Annotated in this window: 16 protein-coding genes; 9 read left to right on the top strand and 7 right to left on the bottom strand. The window is 69.7% G+C overall.

Features of this window, described 5'->3' with window-relative positions; translation table 11 throughout:
• The first annotated feature begins 27 nt into the window (after positions 1-27).
• The 5 genes from glpK (at position 28) to QM782_RS08705 (ending at position 5,807) form a co-directional block, all read left to right on the top strand.
• Positions 28-1,521: a glycerol kinase GlpK gene (gene glpK, locus QM782_RS08725; RefSeq protein ID WP_415202526.1), complete on the top strand. Its 1,494-nt coding sequence runs from the start codon at positions 28-30 to the stop codon at positions 1,519-1,521.
• 133 nt (positions 1,522-1,654) lie between these two features.
• Positions 1,655-2,782 carry an esterase-like activity of phytase family protein gene (locus QM782_RS08720; RefSeq protein WP_415202525.1) on the top strand — a complete coding sequence of 376 codons (1,128 nt, stop codon included), beginning with the start codon at positions 1,655-1,657 and terminating at the stop codon, positions 2,780-2,782.
• Positions 2,782-3,612, top strand: coding sequence for a pyrroline-5-carboxylate reductase (proC, locus tag QM782_RS08715; protein ID WP_415202524.1), 831 nt, complete (start codon positions 2,782-2,784; stop codon positions 3,610-3,612). Before QM782_RS08720 ends, proC begins: the two co-directional genes overlap by 1 nt.
• An 810-nt stretch (positions 3,613-4,422) precedes the next feature.
• Positions 4,423-4,791 carry a hypothetical protein gene (locus QM782_RS08710; RefSeq protein ID WP_415202523.1) on the top strand — a complete coding sequence of 123 codons (369 nt, stop codon included), beginning with the start codon at positions 4,423-4,425 and terminating at the stop codon, positions 4,789-4,791.
• Positions 4,788-5,807, top strand: a complete 1,020-nt coding sequence (locus QM782_RS08705) for a hypothetical protein (RefSeq protein WP_415202522.1) — start codon at positions 4,788-4,790, stop codon at positions 5,805-5,807. Before QM782_RS08710 ends, QM782_RS08705 begins: the two co-directional genes overlap by 4 nt.
• Positions 5,808-6,136: 329 nt before the next feature.
• Here QM782_RS08705 and QM782_RS08700 read toward each other — a convergent pair whose 3' ends face one another.
• The 5 genes from QM782_RS08700 to recG form a co-directional block, all read right to left on the bottom strand.
• Positions 6,137-6,301 carry a hypothetical protein gene (locus tag QM782_RS08700; protein WP_415202521.1) on the bottom strand — a complete coding sequence of 55 codons (165 nt, stop codon included), beginning with the start codon at positions 6,299-6,301 and terminating at the stop codon, positions 6,137-6,139.
• 233 nt (positions 6,302-6,534) lie between these two features.
• A complete protein-coding gene (gene ubiA, locus QM782_RS08695) occupies positions 6,535-7,476 on the bottom strand; it encodes a 4-hydroxybenzoate octaprenyltransferase (protein ID WP_415202520.1) in 942 nt (313 codons plus the stop codon).
• A 17-nt stretch (positions 7,477-7,493) separates the two neighbouring features.
• On the bottom strand, positions 7,494-8,006 hold the full coding sequence (locus QM782_RS08690; RefSeq protein ID WP_415202519.1) for a Dps family protein: 513 nt from the start codon (positions 8,004-8,006) through the stop codon (positions 7,494-7,496).
• A gap of 97 nt (positions 8,007-8,103) precedes the next feature.
• Complete coding sequence (locus QM782_RS08685; protein ID WP_415202518.1) at positions 8,104-9,060, bottom strand: hydrogen peroxide-inducible genes activator; 957 nt, start codon at positions 9,058-9,060, stop codon at positions 8,104-8,106.
• Between the two features lie 89 nt (positions 9,061-9,149).
• A complete protein-coding gene (gene recG, locus QM782_RS08680) occupies positions 9,150-11,273 on the bottom strand; it encodes an ATP-dependent DNA helicase RecG (protein ID WP_415202517.1) in 2,124 nt (707 codons plus the stop codon).
• Here recG and queA point away from each other — a divergent pair.
• The 4 genes from queA (at position 11,272) to QM782_RS08660 (ending at position 15,898) form a co-directional block, all read left to right on the top strand.
• A complete protein-coding gene (gene queA, locus QM782_RS08675) occupies positions 11,272-12,324 on the top strand; it encodes a tRNA preQ1(34) S-adenosylmethionine ribosyltransferase-isomerase QueA (RefSeq protein ID WP_415202516.1) in 1,053 nt (350 codons plus the stop codon). The two genes, recG and queA, sit on opposite strands and share 2 nt — an antisense overlap.
• Positions 12,311-13,447, top strand: a complete 1,137-nt coding sequence (tgt, locus tag QM782_RS08670) for a tRNA guanosine(34) transglycosylase Tgt (protein ID WP_415202515.1) — start codon at positions 12,311-12,313, stop codon at positions 13,445-13,447. Before queA ends, tgt begins: the two co-directional genes overlap by 14 nt.
• Before the next feature lie 62 nt (positions 13,448-13,509).
• Positions 13,510-14,613 carry an acyltransferase family protein gene (locus QM782_RS08665; protein WP_415202514.1) on the top strand — a complete coding sequence of 368 codons (1,104 nt, stop codon included), beginning with the start codon at positions 13,510-13,512 and terminating at the stop codon, positions 14,611-14,613.
• A 211-nt stretch (positions 14,614-14,824) separates the two neighbouring features.
• Entirely contained in the window at positions 14,825-15,898 is a 1,074-nt protein-coding gene (locus QM782_RS08660) for an AI-2E family transporter (protein ID WP_415202513.1), read from the top strand.
• A 408-nt stretch (positions 15,899-16,306) separates the two neighbouring features.
• Here the strand turns inward: QM782_RS08660 and QM782_RS08655 are convergent, their stop codons facing one another.
• Both QM782_RS08655 and QM782_RS08650 read right to left on the bottom strand, forming a co-directional pair.
• On the bottom strand, positions 16,307-17,353 hold the full coding sequence (locus QM782_RS08655) for a serine endopeptidase (RefSeq protein ID WP_415202512.1): 1,047 nt from the start codon (positions 17,351-17,353) through the stop codon (positions 16,307-16,309).
• 31 nt (positions 17,354-17,384) lie between these two features.
• Entirely contained in the window at positions 17,385-19,319 is a 1,935-nt protein-coding gene (locus QM782_RS08650) for an MFS transporter (protein WP_415205615.1), read from the bottom strand.
• Positions 19,320-19,761: the final 442 nt, after the last annotated feature.

Below are 19,761 nucleotides of genomic sequence, written 5' to 3'. Positions count from 1 at the left end.
ATGCCGCCCGGGAAAGGAGACGGCGCCATGACCTACCTGCTGGCCCTGGACCAGGGCACCTCCAGCTCGCGCAGCATCGTGTTCGACGCGCAGGGCCGCGTGGTCGCCAGCGCGCAGCAGGAACTGCCACAGATCTACCCGCAGCCCGGATGGGTCGAGCACGATCCGCAGCAGATCTGGCGGACGCAGCTGGCCACGGCGCGCGAGGCGCTGGCCAGGGCGGCGCTGTCGGCGCGCGACGTGCGCGCGCTGGGCATCACCAACCAGCGCGAGACCACGCTGCTGTGGCACCGCCGCACCGGCCAGCCGGTGCACCACGCCATCGTCTGGCAGGACCGGCGCGGCGAGCCGCTGTGCGCGCAGCTGCGCGCGCAGGGCGCGGCCGCGCTGGTGCAGCGGCGCACCGGCCTGCTGATCGACGCCTATTTCTCCGCCACCAAGCTGCGCTGGCTGCTGGACCACGTGCCCGGCGCACGCGCGCAGGCCGAGCGCGGCGAGCTGGCCTTCGGCACCGTGGACAGCTGGCTGGTCTGGCAGCTGACCGGCGGGCGGGTGCACGCCACCGACGTCAGCAACGCCGCGCGCACCATGCTGTTCGACGTGCACCGCAACCGCTGGGACGACGAACTGCTGGCGCTGCTGGACATCCCGGCCGCGCTGCTGCCCGAGGTACGCCCGTCCAGCGCCCTCTACGGCGAGACCGAAGCCGACCTGCTGGGCCACGCGGTCCCGATCGCCGGCATCGCCGGCGACCAGCAGGCCGCGCTGTTCGGCCAGGCCTGCCTGGCGCCCGGCATGGCCAAGAACACCTACGGCACCGGCTGCTTCATGCTGATGCACACCGGCGAGACGGCGCTGCCCTCGAACAACGGCCTGATCACCACCAGCGCGGCCCAGACCTCGGCCACGCCCGAGTACGCGCTGGAGGGCAGCGTGTTCGTGGCCGGCGCCGTGGTGCAGTGGCTGCGCGACGGCCTGCACGCCATCCGCTGCAGCAGCGAGGTGCAGGCCCTGGCGCAGAGCGTGCCGGACGCCGGCGGCGTGATGGTGGTGCCGGCCTTCACCGGCCTGGGCGCACCCTACTGGAAGCCCGACGCGCGCGGCACCGTCACCGGCCTGTCGCGCGGCAGCACGCTGGCGCACATCGCGCGCGCGGCGCTGGAAAGCATCGCCTACCAGAGCGCCGCGCTGCTGCAGGCCATGAGCCGCGACGCCGTGGCCGCCGGCGCGCCGCCGCTGGCGGAACTGCGCGTGGACGGCGGCGCTGCCGTCAACGACCTGCTGATGCAGTTCCAGGCCGACCTGCTGAGCATCCCGGTGCTGCGCCCGGCCGTGACCGAGACCACCGCGCTCGGCGCCGCCTGCCTGGCCGGGCTGGCCACCGGCGTGTTCGCCGGCCGCGAGGCGCTGGCCCGCCTGTGGCGCGTGGAACGGCGCTTCCTGCCGACCATGCCGCGCGCGCAGGCCGCCGAACGCATGCAGGCCTGGGAGCACGCGGTGCGGCAGGCGACGGCCGAATGAGCCCCGCCCGGCCGCCCGCAGGGGCCCATTGCCTCCCGGAAGGACCGGGCCGCAGGCCCGAGGGTGCGCCGATGCGCCCCGCCCAGCTGCCGAAGAGGCGCGCACCGCAGCCCGTATCGGCGAAGGCACTCCCGTGAACCCCCCGGCCGCCGCCCTGTCGCGCCGCCGCCTGCTGGGCGGCGCCGGCGCCGCGCTGGCGCTGCAGGCCTGCAGCCACGGCGCCGCGCCGGCCAGCGGCCGCCCTCCGGGGCTGCGGCTGGTCGGGGAGGCCCTGCTGCCGTACCGGCTGGACTTCCGCGGCACCACGGTCGGCGGCCTGTCGGGCCTGGACTACGACCCGGCGCGCGACCTGTGGATCGCCATCAGCGACGACCGCCACGACCCGCGCTGCTACCTGCTGCGCCTGCCGCTGGCGGCCGGGCGCGTCGGCCCGCCCGCGCTGCTGGACGTGGTGCGGCTGCGCGCGCCGGCGCGGCCCGATGCCGAGGCGGTGCGCTGGCGCCCCGGCGACGGCACGCTGCTCTGGTCGACCGAGGGCGACGTGCACCGCGGCATCGCGCCCTCGCTGCACGAATCGGCCGCCGACGGCAGCCTGCTGCGGACCTTCGCGCTGCCGCAGCACTTCGCCGTGGACCCGCAAGGCCGCCGCGGCCCGCGCCACAACCGGGGCTTCGAAGGCCTGGCGCTGACGCCCGACGGCCGCCAGGCCTGGGTCGCGATGGAAGGCGCGCTGCGGCAGGACGGCCCACAGCCCGCCGTCGGCCAGCCCGGCGGCCCCTGCCGCTTCACGCTGTTCGACCTGGCCAGCGGCCGCGCGCTGGCCCAGCGCGCCTACGTGCCCGAGCCCATCCCGCGCCCGCCCGGCGGGCTGCACCTCTATGCCGACAACGGCGTCTCCGAGATCCTGATGCTGGACGCCGCCCGCCTGCTGGTGCTCGAACGCGCGTACGTGGCCGGCGTGGGCAACACGCTGCGCCTGTTCCGCGTGGCGCTGGACAGCGGCAGCGACACGCTGACGCTGGACCGGCTCGCGCCCGGCGGCTTCACGCCGCTGGCCAAGACGCTGCTGGCCGACCTGTCGGCCTACCTCGGCGCCGGCCTGTCGCGGCTGGACAATACCGAGTCGCTGGCCTGGGGCCCGCCGCTGCCCGGTGCAAACGGCCAGCCGGCCCGGCGCATGCTGGTGCTGCTCAGCGACGACAATTTCAACCCCCTGCAGGTCACGCAATTCGTGGCCTTCGCGCTCACGGAGCCACTCTGATGCCTTCTTCCCCGCTGGATACCACGATCGCCTTCATCGGCGGCGGCAACATGGCCGGCGCCATCCTCGGCGGCCTGCTGCGCCAGGGCCTGCCGGCCGACCGCGTACTCGTCGTCGAACCCTTCGCCGAAACGCGCGAAAAACTCGCCGCCACGCACGGCGTGACGGTGCTGGAACAGGCCGGCCCCGCGCTGGGCCAGGCCGGCCTCGTGGTCTGGGCCGTCAAGCCCCAGGCGTTCCAGGAAGCCGCCGCACCGGTGCGCCCGCACGCCGCGCAGGCGCTGCACCTGAGCGTGGCCGCCGGCATCCCCAGCGACAGCATCGCGCGCTGGCTGGGCACCGAACGCATCGTGCGCGCCATGCCCAACACCCCGGCCCTGGTCGGCCAGGGCATGACCGGCCTGTTCGCGCGCGCCGCCGTGGGCACCGAGGACCGCCAGCGCGTCGAGCAGGCCCTGGCCTCCACCGGCGAGCTGGCCTGGGTGGCCCAGGAATCGCAGCTGGACGCCGTCACCGCGCTGTCGGGCTCGGGCCCGGCCTACGTGTTCTATTTCCTCGAAGCCATGGTGCAGGCCGGCACCGCCATGGGCCTGCCGCCCGAGCAGGCGCGCCGCCTGGCGGTCGGCACGTTCACCGGCGCGGCCGAACTGGCACGCCGCTCCGACGAGCCGCTGGCGACGCTGCGCCAGCGCGTGACCTCCAAGGGCGGGACGACCTATGCGGCGATCACGGCCATGGAGAAGGATCAGGTGGGGGAGGCTTTCGTCCGCGCGATGCAGGCGGCGGAGCAGAGGGCGCGGGAGTTGGGGGAGGAGTTTGGGAGGGGTTGAGTTGTTGAGCGTCTTGGTACGTCCGAGATAGACGACCTCTTTGGACACTGGAGACGGCTGTTCGGAGCGAGCGATCCGGCTTACCGCTACGCGCCCGTTGCTGCCTCTGATCTCGCAAACCTGGGCAGTTGCTAGGCAACGTGTGCTGCCGGTCACCGCCGGGCGCCGAACTGCGGCTGACTGCAAACAAGTGGTCGTTGGAGCCTCCGACCGGCAGGGACTCGAATGACTGGTGTCCGAGGTAGTGCGGCCATAGGCATTCGGCCCACAGCCTGCGCCCATCTGACCGACCGCTTCACCAAGTTCTAGATTTGCGGTACCGACCCATCCTCGCCACTCGCGTCGCAGGGCCGAGTACCCGCTTCGCAGAGTTCTCGGCCGGTCAGCTCCGTTCATCGTGCTAACGGTGACAGGGGCTCATTCCGATTGTCGAGGCGACAATCAGCCGCAGTATCAGCGAGGTCTGCGAGTTGGAACCGACGTTTGCAGGGACTCGTCAAGTCGGGTGGAAGAACCCACATCGAATGTCCGCCCCTCACGACCGCGAACTCACGCAATCGACCAAAGGCAGAAGTGGCCTGTATTCCAAAGCAACCTGTCAAGCATAGGCAGGATCCCTGCCTCAACCGAAAGTGGCCTGATCGATGAAGCAGATGCCAAACCGGCTAGGCTCTCACCTTGGAGAAGTCGTTCCTTGAACTTTGGGCTTCGGCCTGATGTGATTTTAATTCTTTCATCGAAGATGCCACAGGCTGGCTCCGTGCGCCGCCTCTCATGGCATCCGTTATTTTTCACAGACAGGGATCGCTCATGTCTGAATTAGGTGGACTGATTAAGCGTGGCCTCAATCGCATGAACGAGTTGCATGTGCATGAGCTCGGCCGCGTTCTGGAAGCAGCTTTATCAGTCATTCATCCGAATAAGCGTGGCAGCGGACGCGAGAGTCTGAGAATTTTCACATCAAAGTCAGTCGAGACGATGAACGAATTTCTGCAGTCCACGCGGGATTTCGTTCTCAGTACCGTCAAGAGCACGAACACGGTGCTCACACGCGCGAAGGTCGATGAGTTGATCAGCTTAGTGTGCGCGGCGGCCTTCGCGAAAATCTGTACCTCAGAAGATTTGAGGGTTACGAGTCAGCCTTCGCCCGCCGCGTCGCAAGTTACGGAAGCCCTATGAAGTTGTCCGACTTTCGCGCTGACCTTTCGAAGGCTGCGCTGCACGCGGGCACATCGAACCGAATCCGCGCCTTTGGGCGTGAGTTAGAAGACGCGCTTCTCATGGAGCTTGAACGGCAGCGCAACACTAGCGCTTCCGCGAAGAAAATACCGCAACACCCAGAAAATCGCCAGATGAGCTATTTGGCCTCTACCTTTAATGTAATGATCGCATCGCCCGGTGACGTGGCCTCCGAACGCGCGATAGTTCGAGATGTAGTGTATGAGTGGAATGCAGTTAACGCCAGTTCGCGGAAGATCGTTCTCTTGCCCGTGGGATGGGAAACCCATTCATCTCCGGAAATGGGTGCGACGGCGCAAACTATCATTAATCGACAGGTGCTGTCGAAGTGCGATCTACTCGTCGGAGTTTTCTGGACGAGGATTGGCACGGCCACCGAGCGCCATCTAAGCGGAACTGTCGAGGAGATCGAAGAGCATATTTTGGCAGGGAAGCCAGCGATGCTCTATTTCTCTAGCCAACCTGTTGCCCTAGATACTGTCGATATGGATCAAGTGCAAAAGCTAAAGGCGTTCAAGGCATCTTGCCAAAGCCGTGGTCTCTTTGAAACGTACGATAGCCATGGCGAATTTAAGAACAAATTCTATCGTCAACTGCAACTGAAGGTCAACGAACACCCACTTTTTCAAGCTACCAATGTAGGCGGTGATGAGCAGGCGATAGTGGAGTCACGCACACAATTGCCTGCCCTGTCGCCGGAAGCAAGAATCTTATTGAAGGAGGCCAGTCAGGACAGTGGAGGAACGATCATCCATGCTAGATACCTCGACGACACGGTGATTCAGACGAATGGGAAAAACCTCATACCTTCCAACGAGCACCGCGAGGTTGCGAAGTGGGAGCAAGCTCTCGAGGAGTTGACGTCTAAAGATCTCGTTGTCGATAGAGGCCACAAAGGCGAGGTTTTCGAAATCACGAATCTAGGTTATCAGGTCGCGGACATGATAGTGCTATGAGCGACATGACGGATCCGTTCAACGGATCGCCTGCAGCGACTGCTAAATTTCGCCGTTGATTGTCTGCTACCGGCACACAGCAACTTCTGGTTTGGGTCGGCAGTGCTCATTGGGGTTGATCCCTAGCTGTCATTCATGACCAGACTACGACCGCACCACCTTGAATACTCGGTCTAGGAGCGCAGCGGTTATACGAGCCGTTGCTCACCGAAAGTCCGGTGATGATCGCCGCCGCCGCTTGGGTCGCCTAGCACGAATGACACAAATCAGTCTTGACCCGACGTTCGTAGCCGCGGGCGCAACGACCGCAACTGGCCGAGTTTGGACATTTAGCGGGTGCCATCATTTGACTGCTTCCCGGTCAATGCCATGCTGACAACTTCGATGATGAGCCCCAGCGCAGAAAATATCCCTGCAATGCCAGCGTTCCCTGTAAGAACAATGAGCAGCGACACAAAGAAGATGACTGCGCAGAGCATGTGTACGTACTTCATCAATCTGCTCCTTTAAGGAAAAGGAAACTGCGGCTAACCTCTGGCGTTGAACGACTGGTTTTGGCCGACTTCCGCCAGTCAACGCGCCGGATGCGACAGGCAGCCGCCGCCGCATCGTCACCATCCGACGCCTCCTGCAAAACACGAGTGCCGGACCGCTGACCGTTGCCAATTCTCTGGCATTGACTACACCAAAAAAACGCAGCCGGCCAACGCCCCCTGCGCGCCCCACCTCAGCCCAGCGCGTAGCCGCCAGCAATCCCCGCGAACACCGCGAACCCCAGCCAGTGGTTCAGCCGGAAGGCCTTGAAGCAGCCCTCGCGCGTGCGGTCGCGGATCAGCGTGGCGTGCCAGACCACCTGGGCCGCGGCCGCCGCGATACCGGCCAGGAACGGCCAGCCCGGCACCAGCGGGCGCAGCAGCAGCGTCCAGATCGCCAGGAACAGCGCATAGCACAGCAGCACGGCCGGCACGTCGAAGCGGCCGAGCGTGATGGCCGAGGTCTTCATGCCGATCTTCAGGTCGTCGTCGCGGTCGACCATCGCGTACTCGGTGTCGTAGGCGATGACCCAGAACAGGTTGCCCAGCAGCAGCAGCCAGGCCAGGCCAGGCACGCTGTCCCAGGCGGCCTGCAGGCTGAACGCGCCGGCGCCGGAAAAGAGTTCCCAGGCCGGCCCGCCGCGCACGGCGGAGAACGCCATCGGGATGCCGAAGCTGAAGGCCACGCCCAGCACGGCCTGCGGCATGGAGACGTAGCGCTTGGCGAACGGGTAGACCAGCGTGACGGCCAGCGCCGCGAACGACCACAGCACGGTGGCGCGGTTGGTCGTCAGCACCAGCGCGAAGGCGGCCAGCGCCAGCACGGCGCCGACGGCCAGCGCCTCGCGCGGCGCGATGCGCCCGCTGGTCACCGGGCGCTGCGCCGTGCGCTTGACGTGGCGGTCGAAGTCGCGGTCGGCCACGTCGTTGATGCAGCAGCCGGCGCTGCGCATCAGGATCGTGCCGAGCACGAACACCGCCAGCAGATGCCAGCCCGGAAAGCCGCCGGCCGCGATCCACAGCGCGCCGAGCGAGGGCCACAGCAGCAGCAGCCAGCCGGCTGGGCGGTTCCAGCGGATCAGGTCCAGGTACAGCTGCAGCCGCCCGGGCGGCGCGATCGGCAGCGTCGCGGCCACGGTCGCCACCCTCCGGCTCACTCTTCGAGCAGCGAGCGCAGCATCCAGGCGGTCTGCTCGTGCACCGTCATGCGCTGGGTCAGCAGGTCGGCCGTGGGCTCGTCGCCGGCCTTGTCGGCGGCGGGGAACAGCTCGCGCGCGGTACGGGCCACGGCCTCGTGGCCCTTGACCAGGATGCGCACCATCTCCAGCGCCGCCGGCGGCTGGGTGGGGGCGTCGGGCACGCTGGCCAGTTCGGTGAACTGGGCGTAGGAGCCGGGCGCCTGGTGGCCCAGCGAGCGGATGCGCTCGGCGATCGGATCGACGGCGTTCCACAGCTCGGTGTACTGCGCCATGAACATCGCGTGCAGCGAGTTGAACATGGGACCGGTGACGTTCCAGTGGAAGTTATGGGTGGTCAGGTACAGGGTGTAGGTGTCGGCCAGCAGGCGCGACAGGCCCTTGGCGACGGCGGCGCGGTCCTTCTCGCCGATGCCGATGTTGATGGCGGGGGCGCCGTTCGCGGAGACGACGGGATTCTTCTTGGCCATGGAGTTCTCCAGAAAAGGTTGGAAATGGAATTGTGCGCAGGCCATGCCCGTGCGGCAACGCTGCCCGCGGCCATGGCCGGCGTAGTCTGGCACGCCGTCAGGACAGGCGTTTGACCCCGGGCAACTCGCAGGCGTAGATCGCGTTGCGCAGCGCGGCGATGGCCTCGTAGCGGGTGAAGCTGCGGCGCCAGGCCAGCACCACGCGGCGCGTCGGCGGCTCGCCGTCGAAGCTCAGGTACTTCACGTAGGCGTCCTCGGCGCGCTTGCCGCGCCGGCCGGCGGCGTCCAGCGCGCCGGCCGGCACGCCCAGGCGCGGCACCAGCGTCACGCCCATGCCGGCGGCCACCATGTGCTTGATGGTCTCCAGCGAGGAGCCCTCGAAGCTGCGGCGGATGCCTTCGGCGTCGCTGGAGAAGCGCGCGAACTCGGGGCAGACCTCCAGCACGTGGTCGCGGAAGCAGTGGCCGTTGCCCAGCAGCAGCATGGTCTCGCTCTTGAGCTGCTGGGCGGTGATGTGGTCCTGCGCGGCCAGCGGGTGGCTGGTGGGCACGACGGCGACGAAGGGCTCGTCATACAGCGGCGCGATGGCCAGGCCGGCGTCGGGAAAGGGCTCGGCCATGATGGCGCAGTCCAGCTCGCCGGTGCGCACGGATTCCAGCAGCTTGACCGTGAAGTTCTCCTGCAGCATCAGCGGCATCTGCGGCGTGCGCGCGATGGCCTGGCGCACCAGGTCGGGCAGCAGGTAGGGGGCGATGGTGTAGATCACGCCGAGCTTCAGCGGGCCGGCCAGCGGGTCCTTGCCGCGCTTGGCGATCTCCTTGATGTTGGCGGCCTGCTCCAGCACGCTCTGCGCCTGGCGCACGATCTCCTCGCCCAGCGGGGTGACGGCGACCTCGTTGGCGCTGCGCTCGAACAGCTTGAGGTCCAGTTCCTCTTCCAGCTTCTTGACGGCCACCGACAGCGTGGGCTGCGAGACGAAGCAGGCTTCGGCGGCCTTGCCGAAGTGCTTCTCCCGGGCCACGGCGACGATGTACTTGAGTTCCGTCAATGTCATGGCGGCTATTGTCGTCCGGTGCCCGGAAGCTGTGAACGAGCCGCTCGCGCCCATACGGGGCACCGGGGCACGGCGGTGGCGGCGCTGCTTCAGGCCTTGAGGAATTCCGCCCGGCCGCCCAGCCAGCGCAGCACGTGGCGGGCGGCCAGGTCCGGGTGCTGGTCCAGCAGGCGCGGGGCCAGCGCGCGCGCCCAGGCCAGCAGGTCGGCGTCGCGCTCCAGGTCGGCGAAGCGCAGCAGCGGCGCGCCGGACTGGCGCTCGCCCAGGAACTCGCCGGGGCCGCGGATCTCCAGGTCGCGCCGGGCGATCTCGAAGCCGTCGCCGGTGGCCGCCATGGCCTGCAGCCGGGCGCGCGCGGCCTCGCCCAGGCGCGGCGCGTCGCCGGTCGAGTACAGCAGCACGCAGGCCGAGGCCGCCGCGCCGCGCCCCACGCGCCCGCGCAGCTGGTGCAGCTGCGACAGGCCGAAGCGCTCGGCGTGCTCGATCACCATCAGCGAGGCGTTCGGCACGTCCACCCCGACCTCGATCACCGTGGTGCTGACCAGCATGCCCATCTGCCCGGCCGTGAACAGCGCCATCACGGCCTTTTTCTCGGCCGGCGGCATGCGCGCGTGCAGCAGGCCGACCAGCACGCCCGGCAGCGCGGCCGACAGCTCGGCGTGCGTGGCCGTGGCGTTGGCGAGGTCGACGGCCTCGCTCTCCTCGATCAGCGGGCAGACCCAGTAGATCTGCCGGCCCTCGGCCAGCTGCCCGGCGATGCGCGCCACGACCTCGGCGCGGCGCCCCTCGTGCACCACGCGGGTGAGCACCGGCGTGCGGCCGGGCGGCAGCTCGTCGATGGTGGAGACGTCCAGGTCGGCGTAGTAGCCCATGGCCAGGGTGCGCGGGATCGGCGTGGCGCTCATCATCAGCAGGTGCGGCTCGCCGCCGTCGTGCGCCAGCTTGCCGCGCAGCGCCAGCCGCTGCGCCACGCCGAAGCGGTGCTGCTCGTCGACCACGGCCAGGGCCAGGCGCGCGAAGTGCACCTTGTCCTGGATCACCGCGTGCGTGCCGACGACCAGCGCGGCCGAGCCGTCGGCGATGGCCGCCAGCGCGGCCGTGCGCGCCTTCTTCGCCTGCCCGCCGCCGAGCCAGGCGATGCTCTGGCCGCACGCGGCCAGCAGCGGCGCCAGCCAGTCGGCCAGCTTGCGGAAATGCTGCTCCGCCAGGATCTCGGTCGGCGCCATCAGCACGCACTGCCAGCCGGCGTCGATGCACAGCGCGGCGGCCAGCGCGGCGACCACGGTCTTGCCCGAGCCGACGTCGCCCTGCAGCAGCCGGTGCATGGGCTGCTCGCGCGCGAGGTCGGCGGCGATCTCGGCGGCCACGCGCTGCTGCGCGCCGGTCAGCGCGAACGGCAGCGCGGCCAGCAGGCCGTCGCGCACGGCGCCGCCGACCGGCGGCAGGCGCGGCGCGCGCAGGTGCTCGCGCTCGCGCCGGGCCATGCGCTGCGAGAGCTGCTGCGCCAGCAGCTCCTCGGCCTTCAGGCGCTGCCAGGCCGGGTGGCTGCGGTCCTCCAGCGCGGCCAGCGAGACATCGGGCGCCGGGTGGTGCAGGAAGTCCAGCGCGGCGCGCAGGCTCCAGTGGCGCGCGGCCTCGTCCGGCGGCAGCGTCTCCGCGAGGTCCGCGCGCGCCAGGCCGGCCAGCACGGCCTGGCGCAGGTAGCGCTGCGCCAGGCCGGCGGCGCTGGGGTAGACCGGCGTCAGCGCCGTGGGCAGCGCGCCGGTGTCGGGGCGGAACTGCGGGTGCAGCATCTGCCAGCCGCCGAAGCCGCCGCGCACCTCGCCGCGCACGCGGATGCGCACGCCCGGTGCCAGCGCCTGGCGGTGCGAGGGGTAGAAGCTGAAGAAGCGCAGCAGGCAGCGGTCCGTGCCGTCGTCCACGGTCACCAGCAGCTGGCGGCGCGGGCCGGGGCGGACTTCGCTGCCGACCACGGTGGCGGCGATCTGCACGGTCTCGCCCTCGCGCACGTCGGACAGGCGCCGGATGCGGGTCTCGTCCTCGTAGCGCAGCGGCAGGTGCAGCGCCAGGTCGATGTCGTGCGTGAGGCCCAGCTTGCGCAGGGCCCGGCGCGCGGGGCTCAGGGCGTCTCGGGCAGGCACCGGGGCATTGTGCCGTGGGACAATCGCCGGCTTTCCCCACTTGGAACGGGCTCGTCCAGCCCTCAAGCCCATGCGTTCCTTCTCCCTGCGCGACTTCGATTTCGCGCTTCCCCCCGAACTCGTCGCCCAGCACCCCGCCGCGGAGCGCAGCGCCTCGCGGCTGCTGGACGGGCGCGGCGCGCAGCCGGTCGACCGCGTCTTCCGCGAACTGCCCCGTCTGCTGGAGCCGGGCGACCTGCTGGTCTTCAACGACACCCAGGTCGTCAAGGCCCGGCTGTTCGGCGCCAAGCCCAGCGGCGGCCGGCTGGAGCTGCTGGTCGAGCGCGTGCTCCAGGGCAGCGAGGTCGCCGCCCACATGAAGGTCAGCAAGAAGCCGCCCCCGGGCACCGTGCTGGCGATGGACGGCGGCTTCACGGCCACGCTGCTGGGCCGCTGGCCGCAGGCGGACGGGCCGCTGTTCCGCCTCGCCCTGCAGGGCCCGGCCGGCGAGACGCCCCACGCGCTGATGGCCGCGCACGGCCACGTGCCGCTGCCGCCCTACATCACGCACGCCGACACGGCCGAGGACGCCCGGCGCTACCAGACCGTGTTCGCGCGCGCGCCCGGCGCCGTGGCCGCGCCGACGGCGGCGCTGCACTTCGACGAGGCCGTGCTGGCGGCGCTGGAGGCGCGCGGCGTGCAACGCGCCAGCTGCACGCTGCACGTGGGCGCCGGCACCTTCCAGCCGGTCAAGACCGAGGACCTGGACGCGCACCGCATGCACAGCGAGCGCTACGCGATCCCGCCGGCGACGCTGGACGCCATCGCCGCCGCGCGCGCGCGCGGCGGCCGCGTGCTGGCCGTGGGCACGACCACCGTGCGCACGCTGGAGTCCTGGGCGCAGACCGGCCGCGCCGAGGGCGACACCAGCATCTTCATCCGCCCCGGCCACCGCTTCCAGGTGGTGGACCTGCTGCTCACCAACTTCCACCTGCCCAAGTCCACGCTGATGATGCTGGTGTCGGCCTTCGCCGGCCACGGGCACGTGATGGCGCTGTACCGCCACGCGATCGCGCAGCGCTACCGCTTCTTCAGCTACGGCGACGCCATGCTGCTCGCACGAGACGACCATGCTGCACTTTGAACTCCTGACGACCGACCCGCACAGCCACGCCCGCCGCGGCACGCTGACGCTCAACCACGGCGTGGTGCAGACGCCGATCTTCATGCCGGTCGGCACCTACGGCACGGTCAAGGGCGTGATGCCGCGCTCGCTGGAGGAGATGGGCGCGCAGATCATCCTCGCCAACACCTTCCACCTGTGGATGCGGCCGGGCCTGGACGTGGTCCGCGCCTTCGGCGGGCTGCACCGCTTCGAGCGCTGGGAGCGGCCGATCCTGACCGACTCGGGCGGCTTCCAGGTCTGGAGCCTCGGCGCCATGCGCAAGATCAGCGAGGAGGGCGTGAAGTTCGCCTCGCCGGTCAACGGCGACCGGCTGTTCCTGACGCCCGAGGTCAGCATGCAGATCCAGACCGTGCTGAACAGCGACATCGCGATGCAGTTCGACGAGTGCACGCCCTACGACACCCAGGGCCGCGTGACCACCGAGGCCGAGGCGCGCGCCTCGATGGAGCTGAGCCTGCGCTGGGCGCGGCGCTGCCAGGCCGAGTTCGCGCGGCTCGAGAACCCGAACGCGCTGTTCGGCATCGTGCAGGGCGGCATGTTCGAGCACCTGCGCGAAGCCTCGCTGGCCGCGCTGGTGGACATGGACTTCCCGGGCTACGCGATCGGCGGCGTCAGCGTCGGCGAGCCCAAGGAGGACATGCGGCGCATCGTCGCCCACACGCCGCATCGGCTGCCGGCCCGCAAGCCGCGCTACCTGATGGGCGTGGGCACGCCGGAGGACCTGGTCGAGGGCGTGGCCTGCGGCGTGGACATGTTCGACTGCGTGATGCCGACGCGCAATGCGCGCAACGGCACGGTCTTCACGCGCTTCGGCGACCTGAAGGTCCGCAACGCCCGCCACCGCCAGGACCCGCGCCCGCTGGACGAGACCTGCACCTGCCACGCCTGCGCCGGCGGCTTCTCGCGCGCCTACCTGCACCACCTGGACCGCTGCGGCGAGATGCTGGGGCCGATGCTGACCACGGTCCACAACCTGCACTACTACCTGAACCTGATGCGCGAGATCCGCGCGGCGCTGGAGGCGGGAACGTTCACGGAATTCCGCGCCCAGTTCGCGCGGGACCGCGCGCGCGGCGTGTAAGAGACTCCTGCCCCGATGCCCGGCCTCTTGCCAACGATCCGCCGACACGACATGCAACGACCATGAAAATTTCGAACGAACTGTCGGCCTACCTCGATTTTCTTCGCTTCACCGCCGCGCTTGCCGTACTTCTAGGGCATATGGCGCAGGATGGCCTCGCCATCCAATGGATTCCGCTGTCGAACTTCAGCCACGAAGCTGTGATCATCTTCTTCGTGCTGTCAGGATTCATCATCCAATCGAACACCCATGCGAGAAATCCATCGGCCGCAGACTACTCGATTGCCCGCTTTTCGAGAATATATTCGGTGACATTGCCGGCGATCTTGTTTTCCATTGCCGTAGCCGAGCTGCTCGTCCTCATTGGAGTGGATCGGTTTCCCGAAGGGCACCACAGATTCTCATGGCTCGACCTGCTCGGAAGCATCTCGTTCCTGAACGAGTCGTGGAACAGCCCCACCCAACTGACCCTCAACCACCCCTTCTGGTCGCTGTGCTATGAAGTCTGGTTCTATGTGCTGTTCGGTTTGTACTGCTATGCAAAAGGCCGTCTGCGCTGGCCGCTGCTGTTGCTGGCAGCGGTGTTCGCCGGGCCGGCAGTTCTGGCACTGTTTCCGATATGGTGCCTCGGGGCCTGGACCGCCGGCATTCAGCGCAATGGCACTTTGCGCATCCGCCGCGGTGCCATGGTGCTCTTCATGCTGGCGCCCATGCTGATGGTCATCCTGAATCACTTCGAAATCGACACACGGGTTCAGGCGTCCATCGAGGAAAGAGTGCCGGCGCTGTGGCGGCTGGAAAATTCCCAGAGGTTCCTGACCGACTATCTATTGAGCCTGGCACTGTGCCTGAACATCCTCGCATTCCCATCGCTTCCCAAGGGATTCAGGGAATTCTTTGCGAGACACAAGAATGTGCTCATGCAGCTGGCCGGCTTCTCGTTCACCCTCTATCTTTTTCACCGGCCGATGACCAAGATCGCCGGGGAATATCTTCCCGAGGCCGCCAGGGGCTCCTTGCCGTCCTTCATCTTGCTGCTGGCGATCTTGATGGCATGCTGGATCATCAGCCTCTACACGGAAAGACAATTGCCCTGGTGGAGAGCGAAGACGAAGTGGGTGTTTTCCGCCCTTGAGGGAATCGGAAGCCGGCCGACCTCACGATGACCGGGGGGGCGAGACCCGCTCCCGCGGTCGCGGATGCACGGGCGTCGACGGGCGTACCCGGCGGACACCGCCACCGCAGCCGGCTGTCACGCCGATCGACGCGGCGTGAAGCCGCCTGCCCCGGCGGGGCTCCACAGCCGCGGCATGCGCGCTGTCTATACTTTTGCGGCGCAGCGTGCGCACGCCGCACTGCGGTTCCACTGCCCGCCCAATGCCTCCGGTCCTGCAAGCTCCCCTGATCGCCCGCGTCCTGCTGCTGCTGGTCATCGCCGCCGGCGTCTATTTCTTCCGCGGCTTCCTGGTGCCGGTGCTGGCGGCGCTGATCGTCGGCTTCGCCAGCTGGCCGCTGTACGAGCGCCTGGTACGGCGCTGCGGCGGCCGCACCGCGCTGGCGGCCAGCCTGGCGACGCTGGTGGTCGTGATCGGGCTGGTGGTGCCGCTGTCGCTGGCGCTGCACTATGCGCTGCAGGAGGCCAGCGGCTTCGTGCGCTGGCTGCTGGAGGCCAACCGCGCCGGCGCGCCGGTGCCGCGCTGGGTGCGCGAGTTCCCGCTGGCCGGCGAGCGCATGGCGCAGTGGTGGATCGAGCACCTGGGCGAGCCCGGCGCGCTGGGCGACTGGGTGCAGTTGCTCAGCGGCCAGCACATCGGCAACATCTACCGGCTGGCGCTGCAGACCACGGGCAACCTGCTGGAGTTGGCGCTGACGTTGCTGTTCATGCTGATCACGCTGTTCTTCCTCTACAAGGACGGCAAGGTCTTCGCCGCGCAGCTGGACATCGTCGGCGAGCGCACGCTGGGGCCGCGCTGGCAGCGCTTCTCGCGCGTGGTGCCGGCCACCGTCAGCGCCACGGTCACCGGCATGGGGCTGATCGCGCTGGGCGAGGGCGTGGTGCTGGGCCTGGCCTACTGGATCGCCGGCGTGCCCTCGCCGGTGCTGCTGGGCGTGGTGACCGGCGTCATGGCATTGATCCCGGGCGGCGCGCCGCTCAGCTTCACGCTGGTCTCGCTGTACCTGGTCGGCGGCGGGCACCTCGCCGCGGGCATCGGGCTGTTCCTGTGGGGCTCGGTCGAGCTGTTCATCGTCGACAAGACGCTGCGCCCGCACCTGGTGGGCGGGCCGGTCAAGTTGCCGTTCCTGCCGACCTTCTTCGGGCTGATCGGCGGCGTCAAGACCATGGGCTTCGTGGGCCTGTTCGTCGGCCCGGTGCTGATGGCGCTGCTGGTGGCGATCTGGCGCGAGTGGGTGCTGGGCATCCGCGCCGAGCCGATGCCGCCGGCGGCCTGAGGCTCAGAAGGCGTGAACCTGAAAACGGCAGTTGACTGGTCGGAACGCAGGCAAGTGCTGTCCGCACCCTGGAATGGATCGACGGTGCGACGCACCCATCTGGAACTGCTCCGCAGTTGCCGAAAACAGCCGTAACCCCTTGCCACAACTTGATTTTCTTCGTTTTCGACATCACCCGACTGCCGTTTCCAGGGTGAACGGACCAATCGCGGCCACGAGGGGGCGCGGCGGGCCGCGGGCGCAGGCGTAGGTCGCCGCCCTGGCGGGTGCCAGGGCAAGGACTGCGACGCCCGCGTGCGGTCCGGCGTGCCCCGGCCCAAAGGGCGCGGCCCGCAAAGCGTCGGCGGTGCGAGCAGCAGGGGGTCATCGGGCCGCGCGCGTGGGCGCGAGCGGTTCGCCCACACCTGCTCAGCCGGCCGACGCGCGCGCCGCGGCACCGCAGCCGGGGCAATAGCGCGCGAACGCGCTCTTGCGCAGCTGGCAGCCGCCGCAGCGGTCGAACAATCCGATGCCGCAGTGCGGGCAGAAGTCGGTCACGCCGTCCTGCAGGTCCACCTGCCGCTCGCAGCCGGGGCAGACCTTCTTGGCCAGCCGCGCCAGCGCCAGGTCGTAGTCCAGCGTGCGGCGGCGCTCTGCATCGGGCTGCGCCTCGGCCTGCTGCTGGCGCGCCAGGTAGCGCTGCAGCGCCAGGATGGCCTGCCGCCCGACCAGCACCGTGACCACGATGCCGACCGTGTAGCGCACGTAGCCGCCGTAGCTCGGCAGGTAGGGCACCAGTTCCACGAAGAACGTGAACAGCGCGAACAGGATGAAGCCCCAGACGAACGGCCACCAGGTGCTGCGGCGCTTCTTCGCGAACAGCCAGCCGGCGACGGCCAACAGCGGCAGCGTCAGCGCCAGCCGGTACAGGAACACGCGCAGCTCCGCCCGGCGCTGCTCGGCGGCCCAGCGTTCGCGCGCCTGGCGTTCCAGCACGCGCCACTGCGCGTCGGCCCGCTCCGCCGCCTGGCGCGCGCCGGCCGCGCGTTCGCGCAGCGCGTCCACCTGGCGCTGCTCGGCCTCCTCGGCCGCCTTCAGCGCGTCCAGCGCCCGGGTGCGCTGGACGAGGGCCGCGTCCTGCCCCGACAGCTGCGTGGCGCCGCGCGTGGCGATCCAGTTCTCGAAGGTCTGCCGGCCGTTCACGTAGGCCTGGGCCGCGGCCTGCAGCTTCAGCTCGGCGCGCTCCAGCTCGCTGCCGGCCTGCCGCTGCGCGGCCTCGGCCTGGGCCTGGGCGGCCTGCACCGGCCCGGCGGCCGACGCGTCCATGAAGTCCTCGACGCGGTGCTGGTGCTCCACGCGCGGCAGGTCGCCGACCAGGGCGCCGCCCAGGCCGATCAGGAAGCCCGCGAACACCAGGGCCACCAGCCACAGGGCGCGGCTGTACCAGCGTTCGGACAGGCGCAGGGATGTGCGCATCGTCGTGTTCCTCCGTGTGATGCCAGTGCTGTCAGTCGCGGCGCAGCAACGCCGCGACCCGTTCCTGCAGGGCCTGCGGCGCGGCATCGGCGCCCGCCACGGCCGGGCCGATCTCCAGCCCCACGCGGCTCCAGGCGCCGCGCCGGAACGGCCGCGCCATCGCGCCCGCCGGCTCGATGCGGCTGAAGTACGAGCCCCACAGGTTGGTCAGCGCCATCGGCACGACCGGCACCTGCAGGCCGTCCGCGCCGGCCTGGGCCAGGATCTTGGCGACGCCGCCCTTGAACGGCTGCAGCTGGCCGTCGCGGGTGATGCCGCCTTCGGGGAAGATGCCCAGCAGGTCGCCCTCGCGCAGCACCTGGCCGGCGGCCTCGAAGGCGGCGGCGTAGGCGGCCGGGTCTTCCTGCCGCGGCGCGATCGGGATCGCCCCGGCCAGCCGGAACAGCCAGCCCAGCACCGGCACGCGGAAGATGCGGTGGTCCATCACGAAGCGGATCGGCCGCGGGCTGGCGGCCATCAGCAAGATGGCGTCGACGAAGCTCACGTGGTTGCAGACCAGCACGGCCGGGCCGGCGCGCGGGATGTGCTCGTCGCCGCGCACGTGGAAGCGGTAGACCAGGTGCGACAGCCCCCAGGCCACGAAGCGCAGCAGGTATTCCGGCACCAGCAGGAAGATGTACAGGCCGACCACGGCGTTGGCCAGCGCCGTGAACAGGAACACCTGCGGCACCGTGAAGCCGGCGCCCAGCAGCGCGCCGGCGATCAGGCTGCTGGCGATCATGAACAGCGCGTTCAGGATGTTGTTGGCCGCGATGACGCGCGCCCGGTGCGTGGCCGGGCTGCGCAGCTGGATCAGCGCGTACATGGGCACGCTGTACAGCCCGGCGGACAGCGCCAACAGCGCCAGGTCGGCCATCACGCGCCAATGCGCCGGCCGGGCCAGGAACTCGGCCAGCCCCATGGCGGCCGCGTCCGGCAGGCCGCGCAGCGCGACGTACAGGTCCACGCCGAACACGCTCATGCCGAGCGCGCCCAGCGGCACCAGGCCGATCTCCACGTGGCGCCGGCTCAGCACCTCGCACAGCAGCGAGCCGGCCGCGATGCCGATGGAGAACACCACCAGCAGCAGCGAGGCCACGCGCTCGTCGCCGTGCAGCACCTCCTTGGCCAGGCTCGGGAACTGGCTCAGGAACACCGCGCCGAAGAACCACATCCAGCTGATGCCCAGCAGCGAGCGGAACACCACCGCGTTGCCGTGCGCGAGCCTGAGGTTGCGCCAGGTCTCGCTGACCGGGTTCCAGTTGATGCGCAGCCCCGGGTCGGTGGCCGGCAGCCGCGGGATGGCCTGCGCCGACAGCCGGCCCGCCACCGCGATGGCGAGGCAGGCGGCGGCGACGCTGGCGCGGCCCGCGCCGGGCAGCGCGATCAGCAGGCCGCCGGCGACGTTGCCGAGCAGGATCGCGACGAAGGTGCCCATCTCCACCATGCCGTTGCCGCCGGTCAGCTCGCGCTCGCCGAGCACCTGCGGCAGGTAGGCGAACTTGACCGGCCCGAACAGCGTGGAGTGCAGCCCCATCAGGAAGGTGCAGCCCAGCAGCACCGGCACCTGCACCGCCGGCGACGGGCTCAGGAAGCCGAAGGCCGCCACGGCCATGATTGCGATCTCCAGGTTCTTGACGCCGCGGATCACCTGGGTCTTGGGCAGCTTGTCGGCCAGCTGCCCGCTGGTGGCCGAGAACAGCAGGAACGGCAGGATAAACAGCGCGCCGATCACCAGGCCCGCCATGGCCGGCGGCAGCCAGGCCACGCCGAGCTGGTAGGTCACCATCACGGTGAACGCGAACTTGAACAGGTTGTCGTTGGCGGCGCCGGCGAACTGCGTCCAGAAGAACGGCGCGAAGCGGCGCTGGCCCAGCAGGGCGAACTGGTTCGGCGCGGCGGCGGGCGCGGGGGCGTCGGTGGTCATGGTCGGTCGGCAGGACGGGCGGGTAGAGACGGGCCGCAGTGCGGCCAGCACCGGCAGCGCCGCGGCGGCGGCCAGCAGATGCTTCAGATTGTGGCCGGAGACCCCGCCCGCGCTGGCGGCCAGCACGGCGTGGTCGGCCAGTTCGCAGAGCTTGGCCGCGGCATACCAGGCGACCACGGCCCACAGCCGGACCGCCGGCGCGCCGGGCCGCGCCGGCAGCAGCGCCAGCGCCAGCACCACGGCCATGCCGCCCAGCTGCAGCACGGCCCAGGGCCGCAGGTCCGCCCAGGCCAGCCAGGCGCCGACGGCCAGCGGCGTCGCCGCCAAGGCCACCGCGGCCGCAGCCCGGCCGGCGCGCGGGCTCACCCGGCCGTCCGCCGCCAGCCCCAGCATGCCGGCGAAGGCCACGCCCATGCCCAGCCGGTCCAGCGCCAGCCCGGCG

Source organism: Pseudorhodoferax sp., assembly GCF_047601025.1.
GTDB lineage: Bacteria > Pseudomonadota > Gammaproteobacteria > Burkholderiales > Burkholderiaceae_C > Pseudorhodoferax.
This window is presented reverse-complemented; position numbering and strand designations above follow the sequence as displayed.

Bases quoted from the DNA above. Each gene is read 5' to 3' on its own strand.
- glpK (WP_415202526.1), top strand. From the start codon at position 28: ATGACCTACCTGCTGGCCCTGGACCAGGGCACCTCCAGCTCGCGCAGC.
- proC (WP_415202524.1), top strand. From the start codon at position 2,782: ATGCCTTCTTCCCCGCTGGATACCACGATCGCCTTCATCGGCGGCGGC.
- QM782_RS08710 (WP_415202523.1), top strand. From the start codon at position 4,423: ATGTCTGAATTAGGTGGACTGATTAAGCGTGGCCTCAATCGCATGAAC.
- QM782_RS08705 (WP_415202522.1), top strand. From the start codon at position 4,788: ATGAAGTTGTCCGACTTTCGCGCTGACCTTTCGAAGGCTGCGCTGCAC.
- QM782_RS08700 (WP_415202521.1), bottom strand. From the start codon at position 6,301: ATGAAGTACGTACACATGCTCTGCGCAGTCATCTTCTTTGTGTCGCTG.
- QM782_RS08690 (WP_415202519.1), bottom strand. From the start codon at position 8,006: ATGGCCAAGAAGAATCCCGTCGTCTCCGCGAACGGCGCCCCCGCCATC.
- QM782_RS08685 (WP_415202518.1), bottom strand. From the start codon at position 9,060: ATGACATTGACGGAACTCAAGTACATCGTCGCCGTGGCCCGGGAGAAG.
- queA (WP_415202516.1), top strand. From the start codon at position 11,272: ATGCGTTCCTTCTCCCTGCGCGACTTCGATTTCGCGCTTCCCCCCGAA.
- recG (WP_415202517.1), bottom strand. From the start codon at position 11,273: ATGGGCTTGAGGGCTGGACGAGCCCGTTCCAAGTGGGGAAAGCCGGCG.
- tgt (WP_415202515.1), top strand. From the start codon at position 12,311: ATGCTGCACTTTGAACTCCTGACGACCGACCCGCACAGCCACGCCCGC.
- QM782_RS08665 (WP_415202514.1), top strand. From the start codon at position 13,510: ATGAAAATTTCGAACGAACTGTCGGCCTACCTCGATTTTCTTCGCTTC.
- QM782_RS08660 (WP_415202513.1), top strand. From the start codon at position 14,825: ATGCCTCCGGTCCTGCAAGCTCCCCTGATCGCCCGCGTCCTGCTGCTG.
- QM782_RS08655 (WP_415202512.1), bottom strand. From the start codon at position 17,353: ATGCGCACATCCCTGCGCCTGTCCGAACGCTGGTACAGCCGCGCCCTG.
- QM782_RS08650 (WP_415205615.1), bottom strand. From the start codon at position 19,319: ATGACCACCGACGCCCCCGCGCCCGCCGCCGCGCCGAACCAGTTCGCC.